This is a genomic window from Micromonospora sp. DH14 (assembly GCF_029809455.1).
Taxonomy (GTDB): domain Bacteria; phylum Actinomycetota; class Actinomycetes; order Mycobacteriales; family Micromonosporaceae; genus Micromonospora; species Micromonospora parva.
Genome location: NZ_JARVKT010000010.1, coordinates 134,415 through 150,616 on the forward strand (window position 1 = coordinate 134,415; position 16,202 = coordinate 150,616).

Consider the following 16,202-nt stretch of genomic DNA (forward strand, 5'->3'; position numbering starts at 1 on the left):
TACCCGGGCAGTCAGGTGGCATTCCCCTGCCGCCGAGACGGCGCCGGCCGCGTTACCGGTCGGCCTGGCGGGGAACCCGGGGAGCTGACGAGGGAGGATGCTCATGACGTCAGCTTCGGGGCCGGCCGCCGCCTGGCGGCCCGGCACACAGGGTGGCGACCTGCTTCCATCCGGGCCGGCCGGCCGCCTGTCGACACCGGCCGGGGACGGCCACGGGCCGCAGACCGGCCCGCCGACCGTGACGATCGGCTCGTACCCGGACTATCCGAGCGCGCAGCGGGTCGTCGACTATCTGGCCGACAACCGCTTTCCGGTGGAGCACAGCGCCATCGTCGGCACCAACCTCACCCTGGTGGAGACGGTGCTCGGGCGGATGACCACCGGTCGGGCCGGTCTGCTCGGCGCGGGCACCGGCGCCTGGTTCGGGCTCTTCATCGGCCTGTTGTTCGGCATCTTCACCGTCGGCAACTGGCTGGCGGTGATCCTGGTCGGGCTGGTCATCGGTGCGATCTGGGGTGCCGTGTTCGGCGCTGTCGCGCACGCCATGACGGGCGGGCAGCGGGACTTCACCTCGGCCAGCTCACTGCGGGCCGGCCAGTACGCGGTGACCGTCGACGCCCAGCTCGCCGACCAGGCGCGACAGCTGCTCGGTCGGATGCAGATGCCCGGTTCGGCGGCGAACGCCCGCTGAGCGAACGATCGACCGGCCGTCCCGGCAGCCACGCCGGGGCGGCCGGTCAGTCGTGGTACGCCATCTCGCCGGCGCGCAGTGGCACGTCGACCCGGTTCTCCGGGGGCGCCAGCGGGCAGGCCCAGCGGTCGTCGTAGGCGCAGCTGGGGTTGTAGAGGTAGTTGGCGTCGAGCCGGACCCGGTCGCCGGGCAGCAGCTCGACGCCACGGCCGAAGGTGCCCTTCACCGTGTCGGTGAGGTACCGCCCACCTCCGTAGCTCTCCCGCCCGCAGGTGCCGTCGCGCAGCGGAACGAACAGCCCACCCCCGTACGCCTCGATCCACCAGAGGGTCAGCGGCCCCCACGGCGTCTCGGCCACCGCGACCCGCCGGTACGCGACCACCCCGTCCGGGCCGCCGGTGTCGATGCGCAGCTCGCCGCTGGCCTGGCGCAGAGGCGCCTCGACCACGGCCTCCGGATTGGGCGGGAAGTAGCGCACCCCGGGAAAGTCGGGCCGCTGCGGTGCGAGGATCGGGCTCTGCGGGTGGGTGGCGAAGAGTTCGTCGCGGCCGGCCCGGAAGCCCGCCAGGTCGACGTCGGACAGGTACAGCCGGGCGACCCGCTCCCGCCAGTCGGCCAACTCCAGATCATCCACAGCACCGAGCCTATGCCGTGCCGCCGCGGCAGCTCAGCGCGGTGGCCAGTTGGTGAGCACGGCGTCCAGGGCGTCCAGGGCGCGCGACCACGAGTCGTCGGTGGGGCGCGGGGTGTGCCGGAACCCGCCGGTCCGCTCCAGGCTCACGAACCCGTGGAACGTGCTGTGCATCATCCGCACCGCGTCGGTCTGGTCGGGCTCGGAGAGTCGGTAGCCGCGCAGGATCGCCCGGGTCATCTCCGCGTGCCGGACGCCCGCGCTCGCGGCGGCGGTCTCCGGGTCGAGGTCGATCTGCATGGCGGCGTACCGGCCCGGGTGCTCGCGCGCATAGTCGCGGTACGCGTTGGCGAAGGCCACCAGCGCGTCCTTGCCGGCCCGGCCGGCGAGCGCGTCGGCGACCCGGTCGGCCAGCTCCGCCAGCGCCAGCAGAGCGATCCTGACCCGCAGCTCGTGCGCGTTCCTCAGGTGGAAGTACAGGCTGGCGTCCTTCACCCCGAACTGGCGGGCGAGCGCGGCGACGGTCACGTTCTCCACGCCCACCTCGTCGGCCAGCTCGGCTGCGGCCAGCGTCAGGCGCTCGGCGGTCACCCCGGCACGTGCCATCCAACACACCCCTCTAGTTTTTTGCCTAGTAGGACTAGGCTGGCACCTATGTTAGCCCCAACCGAGTCCGCCATCCGCGCGTCCTTCGTCAACACCACCCAGGGCGAGTCGAAGCGGCTGGCCCTACCACATGATCTTGACGCGCGATCCTGGAGCGACCTCGACTTCCTCGGCTGGCGGGACCCCGCCGCGCCGCAGCGGGCCTATCTCGTCACCGAGACCGACGGCGAGCTGGTCGGCGTGGCGCTGCGGGTCGCACCGCAGCAGACCGGGCGGGTGCGACGCAGCATGTGCTCGCTCTGCCTGACCACGCACACCGGCGACGGCGTCTCGCTGATGACCGCGCGCAAGGCCGGTTCGGGCGGGCGGCAGGGCAACTCCGTGGGCGTGTACGTCTGCTCCGACCTGGCCTGCTCGCTCTACCTGCGGGGCAAGAAGCACGCCGGGCCGCGCATGCACGAGACGCTGACAGTGGCGGAGAAGATCGACCGCACCAGGGCCACCCTCACGGCGTTCCTCCGCAAGGTCACCGAGTGACGGTTCGCGCCGACGGCGGGTCCGTCCCCGGTCAGCCGACGGCGGCCGGTCGGTCCCCGGCTAGCGGTCGGTGGCGAGGCGGGCGTGCAGGTGCTCGTCGTAGCGGCGGCCGTCGCCGTACCGGTACGACTCGCGCAGGGTCCCCTCGGCCGGGTAGCCGGCCCGCTCGGCGACCCGGCAGGACGCCGGGTTGGCCACCGCGTGGCACAGCTCCACCCGGTGCAGCCCGAGGTCCGCGAACGCCCAGTCGGTGAGCCGCACGACGGCGCGCAGCGCCACGTGACGCCCGCGCGCCGCCGGCGCCGTCCAGTAGCCGATGGAGGCGTCGCCGTGCCGGATGTGGTGCAGCGACACCGAACCCAGCAGGTCGCCGTCGGCCGCCGAGGTCACCGCCAGGGAGGCGTGGTCCCCGGCGGACCAGTCGGCGCGGCGGCGTACCCAGAGCAGCGCCACCTCGTCGTCGATCAGGCCGTCACCCTGCGGGTTCCACTGGGCGATGGCCGGGTCACGAAGAGCGTCGCGCACCGCCGGAGCGTCCTCGTCCCGCCAGGGGCGCAGCAACAGCTCGCCGGCAGCGAGTTCCACGTGTTCCACGAGGCCGGAGTCTGGCACACCGCACGGCCTTCGCGCCGCCGGATTACCCCATATTTCCTTCAAAACTGCATGAGTTGCTCGTGAGACGTGAGGAAAGTGACCCAGACAACGTCCAACCACAGTAGTTAAATTTTGAAGTAGTGCTATCGTCGTGGGCATGACCGAGAGCCTGGACAGCACCCGAGAGGCCGCCTGGCGGGCCTACATCGAGGCCAGCCAGCGTCTCTACACCCAGTTGGAGGAGGACCTGCGGGCCGACAGCGACCTCAGCTTCCCCGACTACCACGTGCTGGTCCTGCTCTCCGAGGCACCCGGGCAGCGGCTCCGGATGGGCGAGCTGGCCAGCCGGTTGATCTTCTCGCCCAGCCGCCTCACCTACCAGGTCTCCTCCATGCAGCGTCGTGGCCTGGTCAGCAAGGAGCCCTGCCCCGACGACCGGCGCGGCAGCGAGGCGGTGCTCACCGCCGCCGGGCTGCTCGCGCTACGGGAAGCCGCACCCCACCATCTGGCGTCGGTGCGCACCCATCTGATGGACGACCTCGACGACGCCGAGGTCGCCTGCCTCACCCGGGTCTTCGATCGGCTCGGCGAGCGCCTGCGGGCATCGCGGGACGGCTCGACCACCCCTGCCCCACGTTAGGAGCCTTCGACATGCCCGCGATCACCGTTGACAATGTTCTCATCCTGCCCCGCCTGCCTCGACTCGACGAGGCCACCACGATCCGACCGGTCCGCACGGTGACCACCGCGCCCAGCGGCTTCGAGGGTGAGGGCTTCCCGGTCCGCCGCGCCTTCGCCGGGGTGTCGACCGCCGACCTGGACCCGTTCATCCACCTCGACCAGATGGGCGAGGTCGACTACGCGCCGGGCGAGCCCAAGGGAACGCCCTGGCACCCCCACCGCGGCTTCGAGACCGTCACGTACATCATCGACGGCGTCTTCGACCACCAGGACTCCCACGGCGGTGGCGGCACCATCACCGACGGCGACACCCAGTGGATGACGGCGGGCAGCGGCCTGCTGCACATCGAGGCCCCACCGGAGCACCTGGTGGTCAGCGGCGGGCTCTTCCACGGCACCCAGCTGTGGGTCAACCTGCCCCGCTCGGCCAAGATGAACCCGCCCCGCTACCAGGACATCCGGGGGCGCGAGTCGGCGCTGCTCACCACGCCTGACGGCGGCGCGCTGATCCGGGTCATCGCCGGCGAGGTCGCCGGGCACCGCGGCCCGGGCTCGACCTTCACCCCGATCACCATCACGCACGTCACCGTGCAGCCGGGCGCGCAGGTCGACCTGCCCTGGCGCCCCGACTTCAACGCCCTGGTGTACGTGCTGGGCGGTCGCGGCACCGTCGGCGCCGACCGGCGGCCGGTGCGTACCGGCCAGCTCGCGGTGCACGGCCCGGGTGACGCGCTGCGGTTCAGCGCCGACACCACGCAGGACAGCAACACCCCGGCGCTGGACCTCTACATCATGGGTGGTCAGCCGATCCGGGAGCCGGTGGCACAGTACGGCCCGTTCGTGATGAACACCCGCGACGAGCTGCTCAAGGCGTTCGAGGACTTCCAGGCCGGTCGCCTCGGCGTGATCCCCACCGAGCGGCTCCCGCACACCGGCGGCCAGGGCACCCGGCCCTGACCACGGTCGACCGCTGAGATCGGCGCCGACGCCTCCGGTTCACCCCGGGGGCGTCGGCGCCGCCTCAGGAGACCGCAAAAATCCCGGCGACACCCAGAATCACCATCACCAACACCGCTACCAGCGCACCCCGCTCGCTCTCCACCGCCGGCTCGCGGTTCTCGGTCATGGGGTTCGTCGTGTCGCGGGGCATCGTGTGGCCTCCTCGGCTGTTGTCGCGTCACTTGCGATGGCGTTGGCCAGGTCACCGCTCGGTTCGCCTGGCGTGCGGACCCGCGGCGGGGGTCCTACCGTGAGGACGTTGCCGACCTCCAGGAGGGCTGGACGGTGCCGTTGCAGGACTGGTTTCTCACCGCTGAGGAACGCGCCAACCCGGTCTCTGGGATACCCGTGTGGACCACGGGAAACCTCGCCGAGCCGTTGATTCACGGTGCCGCCTACTTCGACCGGCTGGTCGACGAGGTCGAGGCGCTGGGCGCCGGGGACCACCTGTTCTTCACCGACTGGCGGGGGGACCCGGACCAGCGGCTGCGCCCGGACGGCCCGACCGTGGCCCAGCTCTTCGCGCAGGCCGCCCAACGCGGCGTGGTGGTCAAGGGGTTGATCTGGCGGTCGCACCTCGATGTCCTGGCGTACAGCGAGGCGGAGAACCGCGACCTCAGCGAGACGATCTCGGCCGCCGGCGGGGAGGTGCTGCTGGACCAACGGGTCCGGCGCGGCGGCTCGCACCACCAGAAGCTCGTGGTGCTGCGGCACCCGGGCGCACCCGAGCGGGACATCGCCTTCGCCGGCGGGATCGACCTGTGCCACAGCCGCCGCGACGACGCCGCGCACCACGGGGACCCGCAGCCGGTGCAGATGTCCCAGCGGTACGGGCCCAATCCGCCCTGGCACGACGTGCAGCTCGCGGTGCGCGGTCCGGTGGTCGGCGCGTTGGACACCCTGTTCCGGGAACGCTGGACCGACCCGATGCCGCTGGACTCGGAGAACCCGATGGCCTACCTGCGGGATCGGCTGCGCGGCTCGGACCTGCGCCCCGACCCGCTGCCCGAGCAGCCGGCGGATCCGCCGCCCTGCGGTCCGCACCAGATCCAGGTGCTGCGCACCTATCCGGCCGTCCGTCCCCGCTACTCGTTCGCACCGGACGGGGAGCGGACCGTGGCCCGGGGTTACACCAAGGCGGTCCGTCGGGCCCGTCGACTCATCTACCTGGAGGACCAGTACCTCTGGTCGGCCGAGGTCGCCGACCTGTTCGCGCACGCGCTGCGGGACAACCCGGAGTTGCACCTGATCGCTGTCGTTCCCCGCCACCCGGACGTCGACGGCAAACTGGCGTTGCCACCGAACATGGTCGGGCGCGAGCAGGCGCTGTCGCTGTGTGAACGGGCCGCACCGGACCGGGTGCACGTGTTCGACGTGGAGAACCAGGCCGGCGGCCCGGTCTACGTGCACGCGAAGGTGTGTGTGGTCGACGACGTGTGGGCCAGTGTCGGCAGCGACAACTTCAACCGGCGGTCCTGGACGCACGACAGTGAGTTGTCCTGTGCGGTGCTCGACGAGACGCCGGACCAGCGGGAGCCCACCGACCCGGCGGGGCGGGGCGACGGCGCGCGCAGCTTCGCCCGGGACCTGCGACTGCGGCTGTGGCGCGAGCACCTGGACCGTGACCCGGACGGCCGGGACGACGCGGACCTGCTGGACCCGGCGGACGCCGTCGCAGCCGTCACCGCCGCCGCCGACGCGCTACAGCAGTGGTACGACGACGGCCAGGTGGGTGACCGGCCGCCCGGGCGACTGCGCCCGCACCGCCCCGAACGGCTGCCGTGGTACACCCGGGCGTGGGCGCTGCCGGTGTACCGGTTGGTCTACGACCCGGACGGCAGGCCGCTGCGCGCGAGACTGGCCGGCACCTGGTGAAGCGGCCGGGTCGGCTCGGGCGCGGGGGCCCGGTACACGTTCAACCCACCGGGGTAGGCGAACGACGAGCGCGGTGAGTAGTAACCGAAGCCGATGGTCAGCGGGTTGGCCGGGCGCAGCGCGTACATCGGGTGGCCGCGCTGGAGGAACTCCACCGACTCGATCTCGAACGGGGCGACCGGCTCGGCGACGAACGGGTAGGCCGAGCTGAGCAGTTGCCCGTCGCGTCGGGTGAAGTAGCGGTGGTGCCCACTGCTGATCGCGTGCCCGGTCTCCCCCACCCGGCACCGCGCCCGGATCACCGTCGTGCCGTCGATCTCCGTCTCGGCGTGCAGGTCCTCGCCGGTCACCTCGATCCGGGTGCGCCCGGCGAACACCGGCGCGCCGCGGGCGACAGCGTACTCACGGACCAGTCGGCTGGAGGCCACGTAGTGGGTCCACCAGCCACCCGCGTTGAGGCCGCCGGGCGCGTCGACGCCGAGCAGCGAGACACCGAGGTAGGTCAGCGAGTACGCACCGAAGCCGGAGGTCTGCGTCTCGTCGTCGACGACGTACTGGTTGAGGAAGACCTGCCGATCGGGGCGGGGGCTGAGCCCCGGGGGGACCAGGGCGGCGACGGCGTCGGGATCCGCCGGCAACCAGCTGAAGTAGAGGGTGCGGCTGTTCACGACGAGCTGGGGAGCGGTTGGATCGAGCACGGTGCCTCCGAACCGGGTGTGTACACGCGACGCTACGGCCGGTCCCGCCAGCGGGACAAGGACGGATAGTCGACACTCCGGCCGACTTGTCGGATTTTGTGTTGACCGGTCGACGTGGCCCGGGGGCCGATCGGTGGAGCCGGTGGGACGACCGGGCAGCGCTTCTGCGGCCGGGAAAGCGGGTAAGGCTCCTCACAGCGACCCCAACTTCCTGACGGTTTGCCCGTTTTGTTGTCCGACACCCCTTAAGTACATCAACCTTTCGGCTAGATTTTGGGGAGACGATCAGGTTAAGGTGACTCCCGAACGGCCCATTGGAACTTAAACCAAAGCGTCACGTCTCTTTGTCCGTGGACGAGGTGCAGGGAGGACCACCCATGACCGCGCCAACGATCACCGAGCAGCCGAGCACCGCCGCCAAGGCGAGCGCCAAGCTCGACCCGCGCGCTCTCACCGACAGCGCTGCCGACGTGCTCAACGCGATGGCGGCGCTGCCCGCCAACCACCCGTCGCGCCCCGCGCTGCGAGACCGGGCGATCGAGGCGTGGCTGCCGCTCGCCAACCACCTGGCCCACCGCTACAGCGGGCGCGGCGAGCCGAACGACGACCTGGCGCAGACCGCCGCGATCGGCCTGATCAAGGCCATCGACAAGTTCGACCCCTCGCGCGGTGTCGACTTCGCCGGTTACGCGATCCCCACCATCATCGGCGAGCTCAAGCGCCACTTCCGCGACCGGACCTGGGACATCCGGGTGCCCCGCCGGCTCCAGGAGCTGCGGCTGGCCATCTCCGACGCCAACAGCTCGCTGCTGCAGACCCTCGGCCGCTCGCCGACGGTCGCCGACATCGCCGCGCACCTCAAGCTCACCGAGGAAGAGGTGCTGGAGGGCCTGGAGGGCGCCCGCGCGTACAACGCGGTGTCGCTGTCCACCCCGACCGGCGACGGCGAGCGCGCCACCGAGCTGGGCGACATGCTCGGCGGCGAGGACAGCGAGTTCGAGCTGGCTGAGCTGCGGGTCGCCCTCGGCCCGGCACTGGCCACCCTCGACGAGCGCGAGCAGAAGATCCTCACCCTGCGCTTCTACGGCAACCTCACCCAGTCGCAGATCGCCGACCAGATCGGCGTCTCGCAGATGCACGTCTCGCGGCTGCTGACCCGGGCGCTGACCAAGCTGCGCGGCCAGCTCGACGGCACCTACTGACCGGTTCACGCCAGCAGGGCCGGGTCCGATGGACCCGGCCCTGCTCGCTGTCCGTGCTGTCACGTCGACGTGACAGCACGATCCCCGATCGCGTCGACCCGGACGGGTCAGCGGCCGACCGGCTCCCGCCACATCGGCCAGAACGGCGTGCCGTCGGGCACCCGGAACGGCTCGCCGGCCAGATAGCCGTGCTTCGCGTACAGGTCCCGGCTGCGCGGGCTGCTCGCCTCCAGGTACGCCGGCATCCCGTTGGCGTCCAGCCAGGCGTGGTGGTGGCGCATCAACGCGCTACCCAACCCCTGCCCCTGCCGGTCCGGCCGGGTCGCCAGGAAGGCGAGGTGGTGGTGATCCGGATGCGGATGGTTCGCCGCGAACAGCTCGTCGAGGTGCTGGAACCGGTCGGTCCACTCGCCGCAGGCGGCGGCCAGTCGGGCGTCGTAGTCCGCCGGCGGCGGCGCCGGCTCGCCGACCGACGGAAACCAGACGGCGACCGAGGCGCGATCCGCCGTGGCGTGCACCACGCCGTGCCGCATCGCGTGCCCGACCAGGATCTCGAAGTCCCCGGCCAGCACGGCCTCCCGCTTGCTCGCGTCCGGGACCAGCCACGTCGTCACCTCCAGGACGGTGAACGCCTCGGCGATCCGACCCGCCACGAGGCTGGTCTCCTCCGGTCCGAGCCGCTCGATGACCACGCTCATCGGGTCACCTCCACGGCGGCCGGCGGCGGCGACGTGACGGCGGCGGCGCTCGCCGCGCCCAGGCCGATCCGGGCGTACGTGTCCGGACGGTTGCTGCGCAGCAGCAGGGCCCAGCCGATGCCCAGCAGTGCCGCCACCGGGTACGCGGCGGGCAGCGCCCAGCGCAGGGTGGAGTCCGGGGAGACGCCGAGCAGGTTGGCGAAGTTCGACACGGCCAACCAGATGATCACGAAGAGCGCGATGGTGGCCAGGCCGGGCGCGATGGCCCGCCGCCAGAGGTTCTCACCGCTGGCCGAGCGGGCGAAGTAGGCGATCACCGCCACCGAGGTGGTGGCGATCAACAGCAGGACGCCGAAGCCGCCGGTGGTGCCGACCCAGAAGAACAACTGGACCACCGGGTCCCAGTCGTTGATCGCGTACAGCAGGATGACCAGCAGCCCGAGGACGCTCTGCGCCACCGAGGCGGCCCGTGGCGCCCCGGTTCGGGCCGAGGTCTGCCCGAACACCGCCGGCAGCACCCGCTCCCGACCGAGCGCGAACGTGTAGCGGGCCGTGGTGTTGTGGAACGAGATCATCGCGGCCAGCACCGAGGTCAGGAAGAGCACCTGCCCGATGGTGACCACGGTGTCGCCGAGCTGTGCGGCGGCCAGGTTGAAGATCAGCTCGACGCTCTGCTCGCCGGCCGCGGCGACGATCTGGTCCTGGCCGACGGCGACCGTCATGGTCCAGGACGACAGCGCGTACAGCCCGGCGATGATCGCCACCGAGAGGTAGGTGGCCAGCGGCACCGTCCGCTTCGGGTCCTTGCTCTCCTCGCTGAAGACCACCGCCGACTCGAAGCCGACGAAGCCGAGGATGGCCAGCACCAGCACCGCGCCGAGGCCGGGCACGAAGAGGTTGTCCGGCGAGAACGAGGCGAAGCCGACCTGACCGTCGGCCGGGTTGCTGATCTGCCCCAGGTCGAAGACGAGGACCACCACGATCTCGGCGACCAGCAGCGCGGCCAGGACCATGCCGTTGAGGTCGACCCGGAGCAGGCCGAGCAGGCCGACCAACGCCCAGGCCACCAGGGCCACGACGGCCCAGTGCGGGTGCCCGCCGAAGAGCCGGTCCAGCACCGGCTGGGCCGCCGCGCCGATGGTGCCGTACAGCCCGACCTGCAACGCGTTGTACGCGATCAGCGCGACCCAGGCGGCGCCCACGCCGGCCGGTCGGCCGAGGCCCCGGGAGATGTAGGCGTAGAAGGCGCCGGCGTTCTCCACCCGACGCGACATCGCCACGTAACCCACCGAGAAGAGCGCGAGCACCGCGGCGATCAGCAGGAAGGCCAACGGGATTCCGGTCACCCCGATGACGCCGTAGCCGGTGGTGACGACGCCGGCCACCACGGTCAGCGGCGCGGCGGCGGAGAGGACGAAGAAGATGACCGACGGGATCCCGAGGCGACCTCGGGCCAGGGCTTCGGAGACGTTGCTGGGTCGGTCGACTGTCGATGTCGGGGGCATACGACTACTCCGGTTGTCGAGGGGAGGGTTGGGGGTTACCGGGACGGGTCAGGGGATGCCGCGCAGCACGGCGGCGCCGACGGCGGCCTCGGTGTGCCCGACGAGTTCCTTGAGCGGGGCCGGCAGCGCGGGGATGAGGACGTTCAACCGGTGGTGGGCCCGGGGGCCGGCGCTCCACAGCACCTCGCGGGTCAGCCCGGCGGCCACGACCAGGCCGAGCAGCAGCGCGTCCGGCACACCCGGCGGGTCCGGCCGGTCCAGCAGTGCCCGCAGCCGGGTGGCCGGCCAGGCCACCGCGTTGAGGTCGATCGGCAGGTAGGTGACTGTGGTCCGCAGCAGCCGGCGGCTCTCCTGTCGGCGCAGCACCCCGGCGCGGGCCAGCCGCTCCCCCACCGAGGTCGTCGCGCTCTGCGCCAGGAAGCTCAGCCAGGTGTTCAACTCCCGGTGCTGGGACTCACCGACCAACTGGTCCAGCACGGTGTGCGCCAGCGCGTCGGCCGGCGGGCGACGGTCGATGACGGTGACCTGCCCGCCCAGCACGGTGATGTGTCCATACAGGATCAGCTCGCCCAGCAGCCCGCCGGCGAGCCCGAGCCCCGTCGCCGCCGGGTGCAGTTTGGCCTTGCCACGACTGTCGTTGTGTGCGATCAGGAAGAACTCGTCGGCGATGAGCAACGGTCCTCCCGCACAGGTGTGTCCACAGTGATCGCGACCGGGAAAGGATGCACCGACAGCTACTGCAACGCAACTCCCAGATTTGAAAGTTGCACTCCGTGCAGGCGCGACCTGCGAATCTGTCGTGGCAGACTCGGACGGTGACCGCCACCCCCGCCATCCGACCCGCTGCCAGCCCGACCGTCCGGCGACGCCGCATCGCGCGGGAACTCCGTCAACTTCGGGAACGCGCGGGCATGACCCTCGATGTGGCCGCCCGTCAGCTCGACATGTCGAAGAGCAACCTCTCCCGGATCGAAACCGCGCAGATCGGCATCAAGCCACGCGACGTCCGGGCCGCCCTCGCGCTCTACGAGGTGACCGGCTCGGATGCCGAGGCGCTCATCGAGATCGCCCGAGGGGCCCAACAGCGGGGCTGGTGGCAGAACTACAGCGACGTGCTCCCCGAGTGGTTCGAGTTCTACGTCGGGCTGGAGGCCGAGGCGGCGACGCTGCGCACGTACGAGGCCGAGTCGGTGCCCGGACTGCTGCAGACCGAGGCGTACGCCCGGGAGATCTTCCGGCGCACCGCTGGCGAGGACGGGCTGGAGCGCAAGGTCGCCGCCCGACTGCGCCGGCAGGAGGTGCTGCGCCGCGACGACCCGGTCGACCTGTCGGTGGTGATCAATGAGGCGGTGCTGCTGCGCCCGGTCGGCGGCACCGCGGTGATGGCCGAACAACTGGTCCACATGAGCCGGATCGCGCAACTACCCAACGTGACAATTCAGGTACTTCCGTTCGCGGCCGGCGGACATCCGGCGATGAGCACCCCGTACGTGATCCTCCACTTTGCCGACGCCGGCGACGCGTCAGTGGTTTACCTGGATAACCTCACGATGGGGCTGGCTCTGGAGGAAGCCGATCATGTGCTCGGGTATAGCCTTCTGCACGAGGAGCTGTGCCGGATGGCGCTCGATCCGACGGCGTCGTTGACCCGTCTTGAGCATGCTTCTCGTAACTTTGCGTGACCGCTTCTGCGGCACGCCGACGCAGACGAGAGGTACCGCGGATGACGGCGTACGACCTGACCCGAGCGGACTGGCGCACCAGCACGCGCAGCAGCGGCAACGGCAACTGCGTGGAGGTCGCGACAGTCGACGGTCAGGTCGCCGTCCGGGACAGCAAGGACCGCTCCGGCCCGGTGCTCGCCTTCGGTGCGGTGCCCTGGCAGGCCTTCGTACGCCGCGTCGGCGAGGTCCGTCGCTCCTGACCCACCCGGGCCGGTGCGAGACTGGGCCGTGCTCTCCGACGTAACCCTCGACCTGCCGGTCCGTCCGGTGCTGCCGGCGCTGGTAGCGGCACTGGACGAGGCCGGCGCCGGCGTGCTGGTGGCCCCGCCGGGCACCGGCAAGACCACCCTCGCGCCGCTGGCGGTGGCCGACCGGGTGACCGGTCGGGTGGTGATCGCCCAGCCCCGCCGGGTGGCGGCGCGTGCCGCTGCCCGACGGATGGCCGAGCTGCTCGGCGAACGGGTCGGTGAGCGGGTCGGCTACGCGGTACGCGGCGAACGCCGGGTCGGCCCGGCCACCCGGATCGAGGTGGTCACCACCGGCCTGCTGGTCCGCCGGCTGCACCACGACCCGGAGCTGCCCGGCACGGGCGCCGTGCTGCTCGACGAGTGCCACGAACGCCAACTCGACGCCGACCTCGCGCTGGCCTTCACCGTGGAGGCGCGCGCCACGCTCCGGCCGGACCTGTGGCTGCTGGCGATGTCCGCGACCCCGGACACCGACCGGTTCGCCACGCTGCTGGGCGGGCCCAGCCCGGCCCCGGTGGTCCGCGCCGACTCGGCGTCGTATCCGGTGCAGCGGGTCTGGGCGCCCCCGGCCCGCCCGATCGCCGCGCCCGGGGCCGGGCCGGTGGACCGGGCCCTGCTCGACCACGTCGCCGCCACCGTCCGGCGGGCGCTGCGCGAGCACGACGGCGACGTGCTGGTCTTCCTGCCCGGGGCCGGCGAGATCGCGGCGGTCACCGGCCGGCTGACCGACCTGCGGGACACTGTCGCGCTCCTGCCCCTGCACGGCCGTCAACGCGGCGCCGAGCAGGACGCCGCCCTGCGTCGCGCGGACCGGCGGCGGGTCGTCCTGGCCACCGCGTTGGCCGAGACCAGTCTGACCGTCCCGGGCGTGCGGATCGTGGTGGACGCCGGGCTCTCCCGGGTGCCCCGGATCGACCTGGCCCGTGGGTTGGGCGCGCTGGTCACCGTGCCGGTCTCCCGGGCCGCCGCCACCCAACGGGCCGGCCGGGCCGGCCGGGAGGCCCCCGGGTACGTCTACCGCTGCTGGTCGGCGGCGACCCACGAGCGGCTGCCCGCCCGCGCCGAGCCGGAGATCGCCACCGCCGACCTGACCGGTTTCGCGCTGGAGCTGGCCGCCTGGGGCCGACCGGACGGCGTCGGGCTCGCGCTGCCCGACGCGCCGCCGGCCGCCGCGATGACGGTCGCCCGGGACACCCTGCGGACCCTGGGCGCTGTCGACACCGACGGTCGGATCACGGCACGGGGGCGGTCGATCGCCGCCGCCGGGGCGCATCCGCGGCTGGCCCGGGCGCTGCTCGACGGCGCCGGCCGGGTCGGCGCCGACCGGGCCGCCGAGGTGGTCGCGGTGCTCGCCGAGGAGAGCGCGGCCGGCCCCGGTGACGACCTGGTCGCCGGTTGGCGTCGGCTGCGCACCGGCGCGGACGCGGGCGCGACCGCCCGCTGGCGTGCCGAGGTGCGCCGGCTGCGCGCCGCGCTGCCGACCGGTGCCCCGGCGACGGGTCGCGTCGACGCCACCGGCCACCAGGGCTCGGGTCGGCTGAGCGACGATCTCGCCGCCGGGCTGCTCGTCGGTCTGGCGTACCCGGAGCGGTTGGCCCGGGTGCGGCGGCCGGGCGGTTCGGCGTACCTGATGACCGGCGGGACCGCCGCGGAGCTGGCCGCCGGATCGGGGCTGGCCGGGTCCGACTGGCTGGCGGTCGCGGTCGCGGACCGCACCCCCGGCGCGCCGTCGGCCCGCATCCGCCGGGCCTGCCCGGTGGACGAGGCGACGGCCCGAGAGGCGGCCGGCCCGCTGCTGCGCACCGACCGCGAGGTCGGCTGGTTCGACGGGGACGTGGTGGCCCGGGAGGTGACCCGGCTGGGCGCGATCGAGCTGGTCCAGAGACGGCTGGACCGGCCGGACCGGGCGAAGGTGGCCGCCGCGCTGCTCGCCGGCCTGCGTCAGGACGGCCTCGGGCTGCTGCAGTGGACGCCGGCGGCGCGGGCGCTGCGCGAGCGGCTCGCCTTCCTGCGGCACCACCTGGGTGATCCGTGGCCGGAGGTCGACGACGACTCGCTGCTCGACGCCGCGCCGAGCTGGCTGGGCCCGGAGCTGGCCGCCGCGCGACGCCGGGCCGACCTGGCCCGGGTGGACGTGCCGTCGGCGCTGCGCCGGCTGCTGCCCTGGGCGCAGGCCGCCCGCCTGGACGAGCTGGCCCCGGAACGGATCGACGTGCCCAGCGGCTCCCGGATCCGGCTGGACTACGCCGACCCGGCCGCGCCGGTGCTCGCCGTGAAACTGCAGGAGACGTTCGGCTGGCCGGCGGCCCCCCGCATCGCCGACGGTCGGGTGCCGGTGCTGCTGCACCTGCTCTCCCCCGCCGGCCGGCCGGTGGCGGTCACCGCCGATCTGGCGTCGTTCTGGCGCACCGGCTACCCGCAGGTCCGCTCGGAGCTGCGGGGGCGCTATCCCCGGCACCCATGGCCGGAGGACCCGGCCACGGCGACACCCACCCGGCACGCCACGCCACGTCGGCGCTGAGCGCCGGCCTACTCCTCGACCACGTCGGCCACCACGACGGTGACGTTGTCCGGCGCGCCGGCGTGCAGGGCCAGGTCGATCAGCTTGCTGGCGCAGGCGCCCCGCTCCGGATAGCCGCCGAGCACCTCGGTGAGGGTGTCCGGGCGGACCACGTTGGAGAGGCCGTCGCTGCACAACAGCCACCGGTCGCCGGCCCGGGGCACCATCGTCGCGTACGACGGGGAGACCTCGTCGCCCTGCAGTGCCTGGGTGACCACGGCACGGCGCGGGTGGCTGCTGGCCTGGTCCGCGGTGATCACACCCTGGTCCACCAGCATCTGGACGAACGTGTCGTCCCGGGTCACCTGCTTGAGCACGCCCTCGCGGAACAGGTAGGCGCGGGAGTCGCCGACGTGCGCGAGGGCCAGGCAGCTGCCGGTACGGGCGAAGAGCAGGGCGGTCAGCGTGGTGCCCATGCCCTGGCGCTCAGGATCCTCGGCGACCGCCTGCCGGATCCGGGAGGTGGCCAGCGCGATGCCACCTTCCAGCGCGGCCACCAGGGCGTCCTCGGGTGTCTCGACGTCCAGCGGGGCGACCGCGTCGATGGTGAGGGCGCTGGCCAGGTCGCCGGCGGCCATCCCGCCCATGCCGTCGGCGACGGCGACGAGCCAGGTGCCGGCGTGCAGGGCGTCCTGGTTTCCGCTGCGGATCAGCCCACGGTCGCTCGTTCCTACGGAACGCAGCTTCAGGGTCATGGGAGGCAGCCTGCCAGGCGAAGGGCGCAGTTGTCTCTAGGAGATCAGGACGACGGCGCGTGGCGCGGCCAATCTCACGTTCGGGTGGCGGCGCGTCGGGGAGCACCCGCCGGGGTGACCGCCCTCGTCGTACGCCGGAACCCATCCAATCAGATCAATTGACATGAGGTACCGACGCTGGAAACATCGAGCCGACATCTGGGAGCGCTCCCAGATTTCGTCGCCCCACAGTGCCACCACCACGTCCCACTTGTCCCA

At 72.5% G+C, this 16,202-nt stretch carries 18 protein-coding genes; 9 read left to right on the forward strand and 9 right to left on the reverse strand.

The annotated features are described in order from the left end of the window. Positions 1–103: 103 nt before the first annotated feature. Complete coding sequence (locus QCZ28_RS15765) at positions 104–691, forward strand: general stress protein (RefSeq protein ID WP_279517358.1); 588 nt, start codon at positions 104–106, stop codon at positions 689–691. A 46-nt stretch (positions 692–737) separates the two neighbouring features. Here the strand turns inward: QCZ28_RS15765 and QCZ28_RS15770 are convergent, their stop codons facing one another. Beyond that, entirely contained in the window at positions 738–1,325 is a 588-nt protein-coding gene (locus tag QCZ28_RS15770) for a DUF1684 domain-containing protein (protein WP_279517359.1), read from the reverse strand. A gap of 33 nt (positions 1,326–1,358) precedes the next feature. Beyond that, positions 1,359–1,928: a TetR/AcrR family transcriptional regulator gene (locus tag QCZ28_RS15775; protein ID WP_030335014.1), complete on the reverse strand. Its 570-nt coding sequence runs from the start codon at positions 1,926–1,928 to the stop codon at positions 1,359–1,361. Between the two features lie 48 nt (positions 1,929–1,976). On the opposite strand from QCZ28_RS15775, the gene QCZ28_RS15780 reads away from it, so the two are divergent. Beyond that, positions 1,977–2,465 (forward strand): FBP domain-containing protein, encoded by a 489-nt coding sequence (locus QCZ28_RS15780; RefSeq protein ID WP_279517360.1) that lies wholly within the window; start codon positions 1,977–1,979, stop codon positions 2,463–2,465. A gap of 60 nt (positions 2,466–2,525) precedes the next feature. On the opposite strand, the gene QCZ28_RS15785 is transcribed toward QCZ28_RS15780, so the two are convergent. Continuing rightward, positions 2,526–3,059: a GNAT family N-acetyltransferase gene (locus QCZ28_RS15785; RefSeq protein WP_279517361.1), complete on the reverse strand. Its 534-nt coding sequence runs from the start codon at positions 3,057–3,059 to the stop codon at positions 2,526–2,528. Between the two features lie 157 nt (positions 3,060–3,216). Between QCZ28_RS15785 and QCZ28_RS15790 the strand changes: the two genes are divergently transcribed. Both QCZ28_RS15790 and QCZ28_RS15795 read left to right on the forward strand, forming a co-directional pair. Beyond that, entirely contained in the window at positions 3,217–3,699 is a 483-nt protein-coding gene (locus QCZ28_RS15790) for a MarR family transcriptional regulator (RefSeq protein WP_279517362.1), read from the forward strand. An 11-nt stretch (positions 3,700–3,710) separates the two neighbouring features. Next, positions 3,711–4,697: a pirin family protein gene (locus tag QCZ28_RS15795; RefSeq protein ID WP_279517363.1), complete on the forward strand. Its 987-nt coding sequence runs from the start codon at positions 3,711–3,713 to the stop codon at positions 4,695–4,697. A gap of 64 nt (positions 4,698–4,761) precedes the next feature. On the opposite strand, the gene QCZ28_RS15800 is transcribed toward QCZ28_RS15795, so the two are convergent. Beyond that, positions 4,762–4,890 carry a hypothetical protein gene (locus QCZ28_RS15800; protein WP_256443318.1) on the reverse strand — a complete coding sequence of 43 codons (129 nt, stop codon included), beginning with the start codon at positions 4,888–4,890 and terminating at the stop codon, positions 4,762–4,764. A gap of 134 nt (positions 4,891–5,024) precedes the next feature. Here QCZ28_RS15800 and QCZ28_RS15805 point away from each other — a divergent pair, with 134 nt between their 5' ends. Beyond that, positions 5,025–6,614, forward strand: coding sequence for a phospholipase D-like domain-containing protein (locus QCZ28_RS15805; protein WP_279517364.1), 1,590 nt, complete (start codon positions 5,025–5,027; stop codon positions 6,612–6,614). Here the strand turns inward: QCZ28_RS15805 and QCZ28_RS15810 are convergent. After that, entirely contained in the window at positions 6,563–7,312 is a 750-nt protein-coding gene (locus tag QCZ28_RS15810; RefSeq protein WP_279517365.1) for a hypothetical protein, read from the reverse strand. The genes QCZ28_RS15805 and QCZ28_RS15810 overlap by 52 nt on opposite strands. 377 nt (positions 7,313–7,689) lie before the next feature. Here QCZ28_RS15810 and QCZ28_RS15815 point away from each other — a divergent pair, with 377 nt between their 5' ends. Next, entirely contained in the window at positions 7,690–8,514 is an 825-nt protein-coding gene (locus QCZ28_RS15815; protein ID WP_030335027.1) for a SigB/SigF/SigG family RNA polymerase sigma factor, read from the forward strand. A 107-nt stretch (positions 8,515–8,621) separates the two neighbouring features. Here QCZ28_RS15815 and QCZ28_RS15820 read toward each other — a convergent pair whose 3' ends face one another. The 3 genes from QCZ28_RS15820 to QCZ28_RS15830 are packed head-to-tail and all read right to left on the reverse strand — an operon-like array spanning position 8,622 to position 11,392. Next, complete coding sequence (locus tag QCZ28_RS15820) at positions 8,622–9,212, reverse strand: GNAT family N-acetyltransferase (RefSeq protein ID WP_279517366.1); 591 nt, start codon at positions 9,210–9,212, stop codon at positions 8,622–8,624. Beyond that, positions 9,209–10,717 carry an APC family permease gene (locus QCZ28_RS15825; protein WP_279517367.1) on the reverse strand — a complete coding sequence of 503 codons (1,509 nt, stop codon included), beginning with the start codon at positions 10,715–10,717 and terminating at the stop codon, positions 9,209–9,211. Before QCZ28_RS15825 ends, QCZ28_RS15820 begins: the two co-directional genes overlap by 4 nt. 48 nt (positions 10,718–10,765) lie before the next feature. Further along, complete coding sequence (locus QCZ28_RS15830; RefSeq protein WP_279517368.1) at positions 10,766–11,392, reverse strand: GPP34 family phosphoprotein; 627 nt, start codon at positions 11,390–11,392, stop codon at positions 10,766–10,768. Positions 11,393–11,532: 140 nt separating this feature from the next. Between QCZ28_RS15830 and QCZ28_RS15835 the strand changes: the two genes are divergently transcribed. Genes QCZ28_RS15835 through hrpB form a run of 3 tightly spaced genes read left to right on the forward strand, consistent with a single transcriptional unit; the run spans position 11,533 to position 15,210 of the window. Beyond that, positions 11,533–12,399 (forward strand): helix-turn-helix transcriptional regulator, encoded by an 867-nt coding sequence (locus tag QCZ28_RS15835; protein ID WP_279517369.1) that lies wholly within the window; start codon positions 11,533–11,535, stop codon positions 12,397–12,399. Between the two features lie 41 nt (positions 12,400–12,440). Next, entirely contained in the window at positions 12,441–12,641 is a 201-nt protein-coding gene (locus QCZ28_RS15840; RefSeq protein WP_279517370.1) for a DUF397 domain-containing protein, read from the forward strand. A gap of 28 nt (positions 12,642–12,669) precedes the next feature. Then, entirely contained in the window at positions 12,670–15,210 is a 2,541-nt protein-coding gene (gene hrpB, locus QCZ28_RS15845) for an ATP-dependent helicase HrpB (RefSeq protein ID WP_279517371.1), read from the forward strand. Between the two features lie 8 nt (positions 15,211–15,218). On the opposite strand, the gene QCZ28_RS15850 is transcribed toward hrpB, so the two are convergent. Beyond that, positions 15,219–15,944 (reverse strand): protein phosphatase 2C domain-containing protein, encoded by a 726-nt coding sequence (locus tag QCZ28_RS15850; protein ID WP_279517372.1) that lies wholly within the window; start codon positions 15,942–15,944, stop codon positions 15,219–15,221. Positions 15,945–16,202: the final 258 nt, after the last annotated feature.

Excerpts from the sequence above, each read along its gene's own strand:
- QCZ28_RS15765 (WP_279517358.1), top strand. The coding sequence starts at position 104 with ATGACGTCAGCTTCGGGGCCGGCCGCCGCCTGGCGGCCCGGCACACAG.
- QCZ28_RS15775 (WP_030335014.1), bottom strand. The coding sequence starts at position 1,928 with ATGGCACGTGCCGGGGTGACCGCCGAGCGCCTGACGCTGGCCGCAGCC.
- QCZ28_RS15780 (WP_279517360.1), top strand. The coding sequence starts at position 1,977 with ATGTTAGCCCCAACCGAGTCCGCCATCCGCGCGTCCTTCGTCAACACC.
- QCZ28_RS15790 (WP_279517362.1), top strand. The coding sequence starts at position 3,217 with ATGACCGAGAGCCTGGACAGCACCCGAGAGGCCGCCTGGCGGGCCTAC.
- QCZ28_RS15795 (WP_279517363.1), top strand. The coding sequence starts at position 3,711 with ATGCCCGCGATCACCGTTGACAATGTTCTCATCCTGCCCCGCCTGCCT.
- QCZ28_RS15800 (WP_256443318.1), bottom strand. The coding sequence starts at position 4,890 with ATGCCCCGCGACACGACGAACCCCATGACCGAGAACCGCGAGCCGGCG.
- QCZ28_RS15815 (WP_030335027.1), top strand. The coding sequence starts at position 7,690 with ATGACCGCGCCAACGATCACCGAGCAGCCGAGCACCGCCGCCAAGGCG.
- QCZ28_RS15820 (WP_279517366.1), bottom strand. The coding sequence starts at position 9,212 with ATGAGCGTGGTCATCGAGCGGCTCGGACCGGAGGAGACCAGCCTCGTG.
- QCZ28_RS15825 (WP_279517367.1), bottom strand. The coding sequence starts at position 10,717 with ATGCCCCCGACATCGACAGTCGACCGACCCAGCAACGTCTCCGAAGCC.
- QCZ28_RS15840 (WP_279517370.1), top strand. The coding sequence starts at position 12,441 with ATGACGGCGTACGACCTGACCCGAGCGGACTGGCGCACCAGCACGCGC.
- QCZ28_RS15850 (WP_279517372.1), bottom strand. The coding sequence starts at position 15,944 with ATGACCCTGAAGCTGCGTTCCGTAGGAACGAGCGACCGTGGGCTGATC.